Raw genomic sequence first — 14,510 nt, forward strand, 5'->3', positions numbered from 1 at the left:
CGGGGGGCGGCGGCGGAGGGTTCCGCCCTTCCCCCCGGTCGTTGAGCGAGCGAAGCGAGACGAAACGCGCTCAGCCTCGCACGGCGAGGGCGGCCTGATACAGCTCTCGACTCGAGTGCCCGGTGTGGGCCGAGACCTCGGCGGCGGCATCCTTCAGCCGTGTGCCGGAACGCACGATCTCGAGCACCTGTGTGACGGCGTCCGGGAACGGAATCTCGCGCGCTTCGGCGCCGGCCACGACGATCACGAGCTCACCGCGGACGCCCGGCTCGGCCCATGCGGCCAGTTCGGCCAGCGTGCCGCGCGCGATCTCCTCATGAAGCTTCGTCAGCTCGCGGCACACCGCCGCGCGCCGGTCCGCTCCGAACGCGGTCGCCATGTCGGCGAGCGTCGTCGCGACGCGAGTGGGCGCCTCGAAGAACACCATCGTGCGCGGCTCTGCCGCGAGGGCGCGCAGTGTGGCTGCCCGCTCGCCCGGCTTGCGGGCGATGAAGCCCTCGAAGCTGAAGCGATCCGTCGGCAGACCCGACACGGCCAGGGCGGTGAGCACAGCGCTCGGCCCGGGGATCACCGTGACAGTGACACCGGCGGCCGCCGCCGCCGACACGAGTCCATAGCCCGGATCGCTCACCGTCGGCATCCCGGCGTCGCTCAAGACGAGCACATCGCGCGTCCGTGCGAGCTCGACGAGCTCAGGTGCGCGCTCCTTCTCGTTGTGGTCGTGCAGCGCGATCAGGCGGGGCCGATTCGCGATCCCGAGGGCGGCCAGGAGGCGCTGCGTCGTCCGTGTGTCCTCGGTCGCGACGACGGTCGCGCTCTCGAGCGCCTCGACGAGCCGCCGCGACGCGTCCCCCAGGTTTCCGATGGGGGTCGCGGCGAGGATGATCACGCGCCCAGCCTAGACTTGACCGGGTGACGCACGCCCCCGAGGTGGAGGCTCCCCCGCCCTCCGAGCCCCTTCTGCCGGCGACCCGTCCGAGCCTCTACGACCGCTTCTGCGAGCGTCTCCTATCGGATCCGCGCGCGCTCCGCCTCTATTCCTGGCTGGGTCCGACCCTCGTCGTCGTGCTCGCCGCGGTGCTGCGGCTGTGGGATCTGGGCACTGCCCACGATCTGATGAATCAGTTCGACGAGACCTACTACGTGAAGGACGCCTGGACGCTCTCGCGACTGGGGTACGAGGGATCGTGGCCGTCGCACGGCGACGTGACGGCGAACGATCGATTCCTCGCCGGCGATGTCAACAGCTTCTCGCGCAATCCGTCGTTCGTCGTGCACCCGCCGCTCGGCAAGTGGATCATCTCTCTCGGCATGATGGCCATCACCCCGACGAGCGGCTGGGGCTGGCGCATCATGACGGCGCTGCTGGGAACGGCGGCCGTGCTCCTGCTGATGCTCATCGCGAAGCGGATGACGCGATCGACCACGTTCGCGGTCATCGCGGGACTGCTCATGGCGATCGACGGCCTCGCGATCTCGATGAGCCGGGTGGCACTGCTGGACACCCCGCTGCTGTTCTTCGTGCTACTGGGCTTCCTGTTCGTCCTCAAAGACCGAGACCGCACGATGACCCGGATCGCCGAGACCGTGGCCGCACGCTACGAAGGCGACCAGCCACCGCTCTGGGGGCCAGTCCTGTGGAACCGGCCCTGGATCATCGCCGCGGGCGCAGCGCTCGGCGCCGCGTGCGCAGTCAAGTGGTCGGGCGTGTGGGTGCTCGCGGGCCTCGGCGTCTACCTCGTCGTGACCGACGCGCTCGCACGTCGACGAGCGGGCGTCCTCGTCTGGCCGACCGATGCGCTGCGACAGGGCGGCGCCACGTTCGTCCTCCTCGTACCCATCGCGTTCGCCGTGTACCTCGCGTCGTGGACGGGCTGGCTGGTGACGAATGGCGGCTACGACCGCCACGTCGCGGACTCGAACCCCGCGACCGGCGTCTGGTCGTGGGTGCCGCTGCCGCTGCAGAGCCTCTGGACCTATCACGTCACGATGTACAACTCGGCCGCGGGGATCGTCAGCCCGCATGTCTACCGAAGCCCCGCGTGGCAGTGGCCGCTGCTGCTGCGCCCGACCGGGATGTACTACCACCAGGATGCGCTGGGTCAGAACGGATGCCGGGCCGCGGACGGCTGCTCGGCCGTCGTCTCGAGCATCCCGAACCCCCTCATCTGGTACGCCGGCGTCGCCGCCGTGCTCTACCTGATGTACCGCTTCATCGTCGCGCGCGACTGGCGCTATGCCCTCGTGCTGACCGGAGTCGCAGTGACCTACGTGCCGTGGCTCTTCTTCCCAGAGCGCACGGTGTTCCAGTTCTACACGGTCCTCATCCTGCCGTTCATGCTGCTGGCTCTCACGTTCGCGCTGCGCGACATCGCGGGCCCGAAACACGCAGATGGGTACCGACGGCTCACTGGACAGCGACTGGTGTGGATCTTCCTGGGACTCGCGGTGCTGCTCTCGGCCTTCTGGTACCCGGTGATCTCCGCGATGACGGTGCCGTACGACTTCTGGCGGCTCCACAACTGGATCCAGGGGTGGGTCTAGTCGCGGGAGAGGCCCGCCATGTCGGTGACCGGCAGGCGACACGCGAAGTCGCGGCAGTCGTAGGCGGTAGCGACGCCTCCCGCCCGGGTCTTCGCCTCGAACAGTGAGAAACCTGCGGCCGACCACGCCTGCGCCTGCTCCTCGTCGACGATCGCGACGACATCGGCACGGATGCCGCGAGCAGCCGTGACGAGGGGATCCGAGGAGTCCGCCGAGACGACGACGATCTGCCGAGGCGGCGTGGCCAGCTGGGCGGCCACCCGCAGCAGGGCGCCGTATGCAAGAGGCTGTGCGAGCGCGTCCACGGCGTGAGCCGTGACGATCCGCTCGGCCAGGCCGCGGTACGACTCACCGGCACCCAGCAGCCACAGCGAGGCGGCGGCCCCGGCGAGCGCAGCGAAGCCCGAGGGCTCGTCGCCGTCGGAGGCGGCATCCGGAGCACCCACGCCCTGTTCTGCGAGGACCGGATCACTGCCCCCCGGAACGCCGATCCCGCCCGTCGCGTCGAGGCAGGCGTCGACGAGGCCGCGAGCCCGATTCGCGTAGGCGAGTTCGCCCGTCGCGACGGCCACCGCGGCAAGCCCGCTCGCGAGCTGTCCGTAGTCGGCGAGAGTCGCCCTGGCGCGGGAGGGGATCTCGTCGAGCGATGCGCGGACCAGACTGCCGTCGGGCGCCACATTGGTCTCGAGTACGGCATCGGCGGCCCAGCGCGCGGCCTCGAGCATCGTCGGATCGTCGAGCAGCGCGCCGGCGCGCGCGAGCGCGCCGATCGCGAGCCCGTTCCAGCCGGTGACGATCTTGCCGTCGACGGCCGGTGGCTCGAGCTCGGCGCGGGAGTCGGCGTCCCGCGCGTAGTATCCGCCTTCGCTGCGCGCCCCGTCGATCCACGACTCGGAGTCCTGCGCGGCGCCGAACCCCCCATCGGGCCGCTGGAGCACCGCGATCAGGAACTCCGCGAGGCCTCGGACGACATCCTCCCGGTGGGCGTCCAGGGCGACGTCGAGCAGCTGCGCGTTGTCGGTGAGCATCCGCTCGTAGTGCGGCACCGTCCAGTCGCGCCGCGTCGCGTAGCGGAAGAACCCGCCCTCGACGTCGTCGCGCAGCGGTGACGAGGCCATCGCGGCGAGGGCACGGTCCGCGACGCCCGTCGCCTCCGGGAAAGCGTCGCGCAGCGCCGGTGCCTGGAGGAATCGGAGCGCTGTCGCCACCGGGAACTTCGGCGTCGCGGGACCGCCGCCCCCGAACCCGCCGTACTCCGGATCCTCTCGAGAGGCAAGCGATGCCGCGGCCGCGGCGAGCTCGGCGACCGTGGGCAGCCTCGGCGCTGCGGCGGGGCCGGCTGCGGGGGCGCCGGCCTCCGCGAGAGCGGAGACGACGGCATCCGCGGTCTCGTCGACCTGTTCGCGCCGATCGGTCCAGGCCTCGCGTACGGCGGCGAGCACCTGCCGGAACGCAGGGAGCCCCGACCTCGGCTCGGGCGGGAAGTACGTTCCCGCGAAGAAGGGCCGACCCTGCGGAGTGACGAACACCGTCAGCGGCCAGCCGAGACTCGGGGTGAACGCGGCCGCGGCCGCCATGTACGCGGCATCGACTTCGGGATGCTCCTCCCGGTCGACCTTGATGGCGACGAATCCGGCGTCGAGGTCTGCGGCGGTCGCGGCATCCTCGAAGGACTCCCGCGCCATGACGTGGCACCAGTGGCAGGTCGAGTAGCCGATGGACACCACGACCGGGACGTCACGACGCCGTGCCTCCGCGAACGCCTCATCGCCCCACGGGAACCAGGCCACGGGATTGCCGGCGTGGAGGCGCAGGTAGGGGCTCGTCGCGCCCGCGAGCCGGTTCGGCATGGTGGCCTCCTCGCGTCAGTGCACTTCGTCAGGGTGCGCGCTGACACGGCCCGAGCCGTCCCCGGGGTCCATCGCGTCGATGGCGGCGATCTGGTCATCCGAGAGGTCGAAGTCGAACACGTCGAGGTTCTCTTCGAGTCGCTCGCGTCGCACCGACTTGGGGAACACGATGAACCCCTTCTGCAGGTGCCACCGCAGCACTGCCTGCGCCGGCGTCTTGCCATGAGCACGGGCCGCAGCGGCGACCGGCGCGGCGCCGAACAGGTCGTATTTGCCTTGCCCGAGTGGCCCCCACGCCTCGATTGCGACGCCGGACGCGACCGCCCAGTCGGTCACCTCCCGCTGCTGGTGCGCGGGGTGGAGCTCGATCTGATCGACGGCGGGGGTGACGCCCGTCTCGCTGACGATCCGCTCGAGGTGGGGCACGAGGTGGTTCGAGACGCCGATGCTGCGCGCGAGTCCGGCATCCCGGATCTCGATCATCTTCTGCCACGCGTGCACGTAGTTGTCGGCCGCGGGCGTCGGCCAGTGGACGAGGTACAGGTCGACCTGCGCAAGGCGGAGCTTGTCGAGGCTCTCGGCGATGGCGGCGTGCGGCGCGTCGCCGTCGTGGCGGTTGTTCCACAGCTTCGTCGTGATGAAGAGATCGCTGCGACGGATGCCGCTGGCCGCGATCGCGGCACCGACGCCCTCTTCGTTCCCGTAGATCGCGGCCGTGTCGATGTGCCGGTACCCCACTTCGAGGGCCTCGAAGACGGCACGCTCGGTGTCCGCGGGCGGGACTCGGAACACTCCGTACCCGAGCTGCGGAATGTGGTGACCGTCGTTCAGAGTGAGTTGGGGGATCGATGCCATATGGCCAAGCCTAAGAGGGTACGGGATGGGCGGGATGGGGAGGAGACCGAGATTCCATTCGCTCGGATGAGGCGGCACACCGACTTGCGTTCCGCGCAGAGCGCGACAATGGGGACGACCCGCGCCCTTGAAGGGGACCGTGGAAACCGTGGCCCACAGCGGAGGGACCGCGACGGAGTCGTGATCGCAGAGGTTCTCGGCACCCAACTCCGCCAGTTCGCCGGATGTGAACGCGAAGTTCATTGGCGTATACACAGGATGTCTGCGGCGGGCTGATCCCAGCAGACCAGCCCGGCCCTCGACAGTCGCCGCCGCGCACCGGCGCCCGCATGCCGGCGATCTGGACCCGGCGGCGAAGCCGAGGGCGCGACGCCGAAGGCGTCGGGCGGTTAAGATCGAAGGCTATGCCCGCGCCCGAACCCGTCATCGTCTACCCGCCGGAGCTGCCCGTCAGCGCCGCGCGGGAGGAGATCGCGCGCGCCATCCGCGACAACCAGGTCGTGATCGTCGCCGGAGCGACCGGATCGGGCAAGACGACACAGCTTCCCAAGATCTGCCTCGAGCTCGGCCGCACCCGCATCGCGCACACCCAGCCGAGGCGGATCGCGGCCCGCACCATCGCGGAGCGCATCGCCGAGGAGCTGCAGGTCCCGCTCGGCTCGACCGTGGGCTACAAGGTGCGCTTCACCGACAAGGTCTCGGAGGACACCCGCGTCGCGCTCCTCACCGACGGCATCCTGCTGAACGAGATCCATCGCGACCGCCTGCTGCGCCGCTACGACACGATCATCGTCGACGAAGCCCACGAGCGGTCGCTCAACGTCGACTTCCTCATCGGGTATCTCCGGCGCATCCTCCCGAAACGCCCCGACCTCAAGATCATCGTCACGAGCGCGACGATCGACCCCCAGAGCTTCGCGCAGCACTTCTCGGATGCCGCGGGCCGTCCCGCGCCGATCATCGAGGTCTCGGGACGCACCTATCCGGTCGAGATCCGCTACCGCCCTTCGACGAGTTCTGCGACCGAGGTCGGAGTCGCGGAGGCCGGCGAGAGCGACGACGTCGACGGCATCGTGGGCGCCCTGCGCGAACTCGACCGGGAACCGGCGGGTGACGTGCTCGTGTTCCTTCCGGGCGAGGCCGAGATCCGAGACGCCGCTGATGCCGTCCGGGGAATGTACGCGAAAGATGCCGCTCCCACCGAGGTCCTTCCCCTGTACGGGCGCCTCAGCTCGGCCGAACAGCACCGGGTGTTCGAGCGTTCGTCGGTGGCCGGCGTCCGCCGGCGTGTCATCCTCGCGACCAACGTCGCCGAGACGAGCCTCACCGTTCCCGGCATCCGGTACGTCGTCGACACCGGCACGGCGCGCATCTCGCGCTATTCGGCGCGCAGCAAGATCCAGCGGCTGCCCATCGAGCCCGTTTCGCAAGCGTCGGCGCAGCAGCGCTCGGGCCGCGCCGGGCGCACCGCCCCCGGAATCGCGATCCGCCTGTACGCCGAAGACGACTTCGACACGCGCGACGAGTTCACCCAGCCCGAGATCCTGCGGACGAGCCTCGCCTCCGTCATCCTGCAGATGCTGTCGCTCGGCTTCGGTGACATCTCGGCGTTCCCATTCCTCACTCCGCCCGACTCGCGCGGCGTCAAGGCGGCGCTGGACCTGCTCCTCGAACTGGGTGCAGTCGCCCAACCCCGGTCGTCGAGCGACACTTCGGCTCGCTCGCGCTCGCTCAGTGCGGGTCTTCGCGAGACGAAACGCGACCCCGCCGGACCGACGCTCACCGACCTCGGCCGCGAGATCGCGCGCCTGCCGATCGACCCGCGGTTCGCCCGCATGCTCATCGAGGCGAAGCGCGGCGGCGTGCTGCCCGACGTCCTGCCGATCGTCGCGGGCATGTCGATCCAGGACGTGCGCGAACGCCCCGAGGATCGCCGAGAGGAAGCCGACCGCCTCCACGCCCGCTTCACCGACCCGACGAGCGACTTCCTGAGCCTGCTGAATCTGTGGAACCACCTCCAGGAGCAGCAGGCCGTTCTCGGCTCGAGCGCCTTCCGGCGCCTCTGCCGCGCCGAGCACCTCAACTATGTGCGCGTCAGGGAGTGGGCCGACGTCCACCGGCAGCTCAGCGCGATCGTGGGCGCGCCCCGTCGGAGCGCCGACGCCCCGACGGCCGACCCCGACGACATCCATCGCGCGATCCTCGCCGGCCTTCTCTCGCATATCGGCATCCTCGACGAGCGCACGACCCCCCGCGCCACCGTGAACCGGTCGTTGGGCGAGCGAAGCGAGTCGAAACGCCGTCCCGACCCCGGCAGCGCGGACTACCTCGGCGCCCGAGGAGCGCGATTCGCGATCTTCCCGGGTTCGGGGCTCAGGAAGAAGCGCCCCGCTGCAATCATGGCGGCCGAGCTCGTGGAGACGTCGAGGCTCTTCGCCCGCACCGTCGCCGCGATCGACCCCGCGTGGGCCGAGGCGCTCGCCGGCGACCTCGCCAAGCGCCGGCTGAGCGAGCCGCATTGGTCGAAGGCGGCGGGGGCGGCATCCGCGTACGAGAAGGTGACGCTGTTCGGCGTCGAGATCATCCCGCGCCGCCGGGTGCAGCTCGCACGCTTCGACCGGCCGTTCGCGCGAGAGCTCTTCGTCCGCCACGCGCTGGTCGAAGGCGACTGGGACACCTCGCCCCTCGACAAGCGCCTCACCGCGTTCGAGCGCCGCAACCTCGAGCTGCGCCGGCGACTCGAGAAGATCGAGGAGCGCGAGCGGCGGCGCGACATCCTCGTCGGCGACGAGGCGGTGTTCCGGTTCTACGACGCCCGCATCCCGCGTGACGTGTTCGATGCGCGGTCGTTCGAGGCATGGTGGACGGATGCCGCGACCCGCACGCCGCGACTGCTCGACCTGACCGAGGCCGACCTGGTCGACGAGGCGTCGCGGGGTGACGAACGCGACTTCCCCGCCAGGTGGCGCCAGGGCGACCAGGTGCTCACGCTCGCCTACCGGTTCGAACCGGGCGCCGACGACGACGGCGTGACGGCGATCGTGCCGCTCGCGCTGCTCGCACAGCTGCGCGTCGAGGGCTTCGACTGGCAGGTTCCGGGCATGCGCGACGAGCTCATCACCGGGCTGCTGAGATCGCTTCCCAAGGCGATCCGCCGAAATGTGGTTCCTGCCGCCGACTGGGCGGCGAAGTTCTCGGCGGAACTCGCGGGCCAGGGCCCCGAGTCGGGCGACGGGGTGCCTTCCACACACCTCGCGGACGCGCTCGCGGCGCGCGTGCAGCGCGTCGCCAACCAGCCCGTGACAGCCGCCGACTTCGACCTGGAGCGCGTGGCGCCGCACCTGCGGATCTCGTTCCGGGCCGTCGATGAGCGAGGACGCGGCGTCGGGACTGACCGCGACCTCGCGGCCCTGCAGGATCGCCTTGCCGGTCGGGCCCGCGACTCGGTGGCGAGATCGCTCGGCGGCGCGGGCGACGTTTGGTCTCGCTCCGCTCGCTCGACGACCGATAGCGCCGCCCGGTCGTCGAGCGAGCCGCGCAGCGGCGAGCCCAGGTCGTCGAGCGAGCCGCGCAGCGGCGAGACGAAACGCCCTGCAGCACCGGCGCAGCCCGGATTCGCCGAGCGGACGGGGCTCACCGAGTGGACGTTCGGCGACCTGCCCGAAGTCGTCGACACCCGCGTGGCGGGTGGGGTGGTGCGCGGCTATCCGGCCATCGTCGACGAAGGCGGGTCGGTCGCGCTGCGCATCGAGTCGACGCCGGATGCCGCAGCCGGGGCTACGCGCGCGGGTGCGCGCCGACTCCTCCTCCTCTCGGTCGCCTCGCCCGCGACGTATGTGCTCGGCCACCTCACCGCGAACGAGAAGCTCGCGCTTGCGGCATCCCCGTATCCGTCCGCGAAAGCGCTCGTCGAGGATTGCCGGGTGGCGGTCGCTGATGCCGTGATCGCCCGCAACGCGCCCGCAGGCGTGATCCGCACCCGGGCGGGCTTCGACGCCGTGCGGGACGCGTTCTCGGCCATCGTCGTGGAAGAGCTCTTCCAGACCGTCTCGCTCACAGCAGGGATCCTCGCCGCCTCCCGGGAAGTCGACCGCGCGCTGCGCGCGCAGAACTCCCTCACCCTGCTGGGCGCCCTTGGCGACATCAAGAACCAGGTCGCCGGGCTCATCTTCCCCGGCTTCGTGGCGCGCACCGGCGCCGGGCGCCTGCCGCACCTTCACCGCTACCTGCAGGCGGCGCTGGAGCGGGTGCGCAGGCTCGCCGACAATGCGGGCCGCGACCGCCAGCGGATGTCGGACTACGAGCGGGTGCACGAGGCCTTCGCGGAGGCCGGCGGGGCGATCCCGCTGCCTGCCGACGCATCGCCCTCGCTCGCTCGCGCGAGGTGGCTGCTCGAGGAGTACCGTGTGAGCCTGTTCGCCCAGGATCTCGGCACCGCCGAACCCGTGTCGCCGCAGCGGATCCAGAAGGCGCTGCGGGAATAGCCCGCATCGACCCGGAGGTTCATCCTGCCATGGCCCAAGCGATCGTCTACACCGAGTTCGGCGGACCCGAGGTCCTCCACACTGCCGACATCCCCGATCCGGTGCCCGGCGAGGGCGAGATCGCGGTGCGGGTCCAAGCCGCCGGGGTCAACCCGATCGACGCGAAGCTGCGGGCCGGGCTTCGTCCGTCCGGGCCCATCGACGAGCCACGTCGCGTCGGAGGCGACGGAGCAGGTGTCGTGACGGCCGTGGGCGAGGGCGTCGACGGGTTCCGCGTAGGCGATCCCGTGGTCTTCTTCGGCGTGCCGGGCGCGTACGCGACCGATCTCGTAGTTGCGGTGGCGCACGCCCACCGGCGTCCGCCGCAGGTGAGCGCCGCCGAAGGAGCTGCGCTCGGCATCCCGGTCGGCACCGCGTATCAGGCGCTGCGCGCACTCGACGTGGGCACCGGCGACACGCTGCTCGTGCACGGCGGGTCCGGAGCCGTCGGTCAGGCCATGATCCAGTTCGCGGTGCTGTGGGGCGCAACGGTCATCGCGACATCGTCCGAGGCGCGGTTCGATCGGCTGCGCGCGCTCGGCGCAACACCGGTCGCCTACGGCGAGGGACTCCCGGATCGTGTGCGCGCCGTCGCGTCGAACGGCGTGACCGTGGCGATCGACGCCGCAGGCACCGACGAGGCATTGCAGGCTTCGCTGGACCTCGTCGCCGATCGCGGCCGTATCGCGACACTCGTGCGCGGAGGGGATGCCGCATCCCTCGGCATCCGTGCCTTCGGGGGCGGTTCGCCCACTCCGCTCACGCCGCAGCAGCTGGCATGGCGGACGGAGGCCGTCCCGGTGACGCTGGCGCTGCTGGCAGCCGGGCGATTCTCCGTCGAGCTCGGACCGTCGTTCCCGCTCTCGGACGCCCCCAAGGCGCACCGCGTCGTCGAGGAGGGCGGTGTCGGAAAAGTCGCCCTCCTGCCCTAGAGATCCCTCCCGGACCCCGCCCCCTCCCCCGCCCGGTCGTTGAACGAGCGAAGCGAGACGAAATGCGTACGCAACAGTTCGACACACGAGTGGGGCGCGTGAGTCCGCAGCCTGGACAATGGACGAATGCCCGAGACCCCGCGTTCGTTCGCGACGACGCAGGTGCAGGCGGGGTACCGGATCGGTGTCGCAGAGAACACCGCGGTTCCTCCGATCCACCAGTCCAACGCGTTCGAGTTCACATCCCTGAGCGAGGCTCGCGACCTGTTCGCGCTGCGGCGCGACGGCAACATCTACAGTCGCACCGCCAACCCCACAGTGCTGGTGTTCGAGCGCCGGGTCGCGGAGCTCGAAGGCGGCATCGCGGCGGCCGCGGTGGCATCCGGCCAGGCGGCCGTCGCCCTCGCACTGCTCGCCCTCGCCAAACAGGGCGAGCACATCGTCGCCGCGCGCCAGCTCTACGGCGGGACCGTGGACCTGCTGCAGGACACGTTCGCCGACTGGGGCATCGAGGTCACGTTCGTCGACCAGGACGATCCTGAAGCGTGGTCCGCAGCCGTGCGGCCGCAGACCCGGGCCTTCTTCGCCGAGTCGATCACGAACCCGATCGCCCAGGTGCTCGACGTTCGCACCGTCTCGGACATCGCCCATCGCGCGGGTGTGCCGCTCGTCGTCGACAACACCGTCGCGACGCCCTATCTGCAGCGCGCGAAGGATGTCGGCGTCGACATCGCTGTGCACTCGGCCACGAAGTTCCTCGGCGGCCACGGAACCTCGCTCGGCGGCGTCGTCGTCGACCTCGGCACGTTCGACTTCGCCGCGGATCCGGCGCGCTGGCCGCAGCTGACCGAGCCCTATCGGCGCGTGCCCGGAGGAAGCCTGGTGGACCGCTTCGGCGAAACGGGCTCGCCCTACATCACCCTCGTCAAGACGAAGTACGTGCACGACCTCGGCCCATCACTGTCGGCGTTCAACGCCTTCCAGCTGCTGCAGGGCCTCGAGACGCTCGATCTGCGGGTCGCACGCCACTGCGAGAGCGCACTAGGCGTCGCTCGGTTCCTCGAGCAGCATCCCGCTGTCGCGCGGGTGCACCATCCGGGCCTGGAATCGAGCCCCTGGCACGACGCCGCACGCACCTACCTGCCGCGCGGCACGGGGTCGGTCTTCTCCTTCGACCTCCACTCGACCGGAGACCCGGACGAGGACTTCCGCCAGGTGGAGGAGTTCATCGCACGACTCGAGGTCGTGCGGCTGGTCGCCAACATCGGCGACGCGCGCAGTCTCGTCGCGCACCCCGCGTCGATGACCCACAGTCACATGTCGCCGACGCAGCTGGCCGAAGCCGGCATCGGACCGACGACGGTGCGGCTCTCGATCGGGCTCGAAGGCCTGGGCGACATCATCGCCGATCTCGAAGGGTCGCTCGCAGCCGCGCGGATGCCTCAGCTCGAGGCGATCAGCGCCCGGTAGAACCCGATCCCCCGCAGCCACACCTCGACGCGGATGCGCTCGTCGTGGGCGTGCAGCGCGTCGCGTTCCGACCGTGTCAGGTGGAACGGCGTGAACCGGTACACGTGATCGCTCAGCGCCGTGAACCACCGGCTGTCGCTGGCTCCGAGCTGCAGATATGGCGTCGTCACGATGTGCCCGCCCAGCGACGTCGCCACGGCCGCCGCGAGTCGCTGCCACGCCTCGCCCTTCCACGGCGACACCGGCGAGGGCTCGGACGCGTGACGCACGTCGAGTTCGACGGCGGGGTCCGCGATGACGCGGCGCGCGCGCTCGACCACGCCGGCGACGGTGTCGCCCGTCAGCAGGCGGATGTTCACCGCCGCCCGCGCCGTCGTGGCGAGGACGTTCTCGCCGGGTGCACCGCTCAGCTGCGTCACAACTGCAGTCGTGCGCACGACGGCGTTCATCTCGGGTCCGAGCCTGGAGATGACGGCCGCGACGAGGTGACCCGTGATCGAGAGGGTTCGCAGCAGCGTCCGCAGCGGCTGCGCGGCGTGCGGCGCGACCGTCGTCAGCATGGCACGGACAGGCGGCGCGAGACGTGTCGGAAAGGGATGCCGGTGCAGCCGGTTCACGGCTCGCGCCAGTCGCGCCGTGGCCGGTGTCGCCGGCGGCGTCGAGGCATGGCCACCCCCTTCGCGCGCGGTGAGGAGCAGCGTCATCACCCCCCGCTCGGCGACCCCCACCATGGCGGTCGAGACGCCGACGCCCGGGATCACGCCGTCGACGACCGCGCCGCCCTCGTCGACGATGAGTGCGGGACGCACACCGCGGTCACGCAGCAGCGCCGCGATGGCACGGGCTCCGCCGCCGGCGGTCTCCTCGTCGTGGCCGAACGCGAGATACACGTCGCGAGCCGGCACGAAGCCCTCGGTCACGAGCTCCTCGACGGCCTCGAGGATCGCGACGAGCGACCCCTTGTCGTCGATGGCGCCGCGCGCGTGGATGGCGGCATCCGTCCCCTCGCCGATGATCTCGGCCGCGAAGGGCGGATGCCGCCACTCGTCCTCGACGACGGGTACGACGTCCATGTGCGCCATGAGCACCAGCGGGTCGCCCGAGGCCGCGCCGGGCCACCGATAGAGGAGCGAGTACCCGTCGACGCCCTCGCGCTCGAGTCGGGTGTGCATCGCGGGGTAGAGGCGTTCGAGCGCGGCATGGAAGGCGGCGAAGGACCCCCAGGCGACCTGCGACTCATCGACATGCGACACGGTCGGGATGCGCAGCAGCTCACGGAGGCGTTCGACGGCGGGAGTCACCCGACGAGCCTATGCGCACCCGCTAACCTCGGAGCATGACCGAAGTCCACGCTCCCGGCCTGCGCTGGGGGATCCTCGCGACCGGTGGGATCGCCCACGCCTTCACCAAGGATCTGCGCACCGCCGGCCGGGATGTCACAGCCGTCGGCTCGCGCCGCGCCGAGGCCGCCGACGCCTTCGCGGCCGAGTTCGGCATCCCGCGCGCCCACTCCTCGTACGAGGATCTCGTAGCCGATCCGGACGTCGACATCGTCTACGTCTCGACCCCGCACCCGATGCATGCCGAGAACGCGATCCTGGCGCTCGAGGCCGGAAAGCACGTGCTCGTCGAGAAGCCGTTCACGCTGAACGCCGCCGAGGCCGCCCGCGTCCGCGACGTCGCCGCCGAACGAGGCCTGCTCGCCATGGAGGCGATGTGGGCCCGGTACCTGCCGCACATGGTGCGCGTGCGCGAACTGCTCGCTGAGGGCGCGCTCGGCGACATCCGCGCCGTCATCGCCGACCACACCCAGCAGATCACGACCGACCCCTCGCACCGGCTGAACGCCCTCGAACTGGGCGGCGGAGCGCTCCTCGACCTCGGAATCTACCCGGTGTCGTTCGTGTGGGACATGGTCGGCGAGCCGGTGACGGTTGCGGCGAGCGCCACCCTCGGGCCGACGGGCGCCGACACCGAGGTCGCGACGATCTTCACGCACGCCTCCGGCGCGGTCTCGACCACCCTCTCGGCATCCCATGCCGCCGGCCCCAACACGGCACACGTGATCGGCACGGATGCCCGCATCGACATAGACGCCGTGTGGTACAGCCCGACGACGTTCCGGCTCGTCCGCCCTGACGGATCGGTCGTCGAGACCTACGAGTCGAGGATCGAAGGTCGCGGCATGCAATACCAGGCGCTCGCCGCCGAGCGTTATGTCGCCGAGGGCACGAACGACAGCGACATCCTGCCCATCGACGAGACCGTCGCGATCATGGGCACGCTCGACACGGTGCGCTCCCTCATCGGGCTTCGCTATCCGGGCGAGGACTGAC

The 14,510-nt window shown here is 70.7% G+C and carries 9 protein-coding genes; 5 read left to right on the top strand and 4 right to left on the bottom strand.

Features of this window, described 5'->3' with window-relative positions; all coding sequences use genetic code 11:
- Nucleotides 1-70: 70 nt before the first annotated feature.
- The gene (gene rsmI / locus ABD212_RS16570; protein ID WP_344096743.1) at nucleotides 71-889 is read right to left on the bottom strand and encodes a 16S rRNA (cytidine(1402)-2'-O)-methyltransferase; all 819 of its coding nucleotides are present in this window, start codon (nucleotides 887-889) and stop codon (nucleotides 71-73) included.
- Nucleotides 890-912: 23 nt separating this feature from the next.
- Between rsmI and ABD212_RS16575 the strand changes: the two genes are divergently transcribed.
- The gene (locus ABD212_RS16575) at nucleotides 913-2,544 is read left to right on the top strand and encodes a dolichyl-phosphate-mannose--protein mannosyltransferase (RefSeq protein ID WP_344096745.1); all 1,632 of its coding nucleotides are present in this window, start codon (nucleotides 913-915) and stop codon (nucleotides 2,542-2,544) included.
- On the opposite strand, the gene ABD212_RS16580 is transcribed toward ABD212_RS16575, so the two are convergent.
- Together ABD212_RS16580 and ABD212_RS16585 are read right to left on the bottom strand one after the other, a co-directional pair.
- Nucleotides 2,541-4,394 (bottom strand): thioredoxin domain-containing protein, encoded by a 1,854-nt coding sequence (locus ABD212_RS16580; protein WP_344096747.1) that lies wholly within the window; start codon nucleotides 4,392-4,394, stop codon nucleotides 2,541-2,543. The genes ABD212_RS16575 and ABD212_RS16580 overlap by 4 nt on opposite strands.
- A gap of 15 nt (nucleotides 4,395-4,409) precedes the next feature.
- On the bottom strand, nucleotides 4,410-5,249 hold the full coding sequence (locus ABD212_RS16585; protein ID WP_344096749.1) for an aldo/keto reductase: 840 nt from the start codon (nucleotides 5,247-5,249) through the stop codon (nucleotides 4,410-4,412).
- 404 nt (nucleotides 5,250-5,653) lie between these two features.
- On the opposite strand from ABD212_RS16585, the gene hrpA reads away from it, so the two are divergent.
- The 3 genes from hrpA (at nucleotide 5,654) to ABD212_RS16600 (ending at nucleotide 12,174) form a co-directional block, all read left to right on the top strand.
- Nucleotides 5,654-9,733: an ATP-dependent RNA helicase HrpA gene (hrpA, locus tag ABD212_RS16590; protein WP_344096751.1), complete on the top strand. Its 4,080-nt coding sequence runs from the start codon at nucleotides 5,654-5,656 to the stop codon at nucleotides 9,731-9,733.
- Nucleotides 9,734-9,762: 29 nt separating this feature from the next.
- Entirely contained in the window at nucleotides 9,763-10,704 is a 942-nt protein-coding gene (locus ABD212_RS16595) for a quinone oxidoreductase family protein (protein WP_344096753.1), read from the top strand.
- Between the two features lie 126 nt (nucleotides 10,705-10,830).
- The gene (locus tag ABD212_RS16600) at nucleotides 10,831-12,174 is read left to right on the top strand and encodes an O-acetylhomoserine aminocarboxypropyltransferase/cysteine synthase family protein (protein WP_344096756.1); all 1,344 of its coding nucleotides are present in this window, start codon (nucleotides 10,831-10,833) and stop codon (nucleotides 12,172-12,174) included.
- On the opposite strand, the gene ABD212_RS16605 is transcribed toward ABD212_RS16600, so the two are convergent.
- Nucleotides 12,147-13,475, bottom strand: a complete 1,329-nt coding sequence (locus tag ABD212_RS16605) for a M20/M25/M40 family metallo-hydrolase (protein WP_344096758.1) — start codon at nucleotides 13,473-13,475, stop codon at nucleotides 12,147-12,149. The genes ABD212_RS16600 and ABD212_RS16605 overlap by 28 nt on opposite strands.
- Nucleotides 13,476-13,510: 35 nt before the next feature.
- On the opposite strand from ABD212_RS16605, the gene ABD212_RS16610 reads away from it, so the two are divergent.
- Complete coding sequence (locus tag ABD212_RS16610; RefSeq protein ID WP_344096760.1) at nucleotides 13,511-14,509, top strand: Gfo/Idh/MocA family protein; 999 nt, start codon at nucleotides 13,511-13,513, stop codon at nucleotides 14,507-14,509.
- The last annotated feature ends 1 nt before the right edge of the window (nucleotide 14,510 follow it).

Origin of the sequence: Microbacterium deminutum, from assembly GCF_039530205.1 — a bacterium.
Taxonomy (GTDB): Bacteria; Actinomycetota; Actinomycetes; order Actinomycetales; family Microbacteriaceae; genus Microbacterium; species Microbacterium deminutum.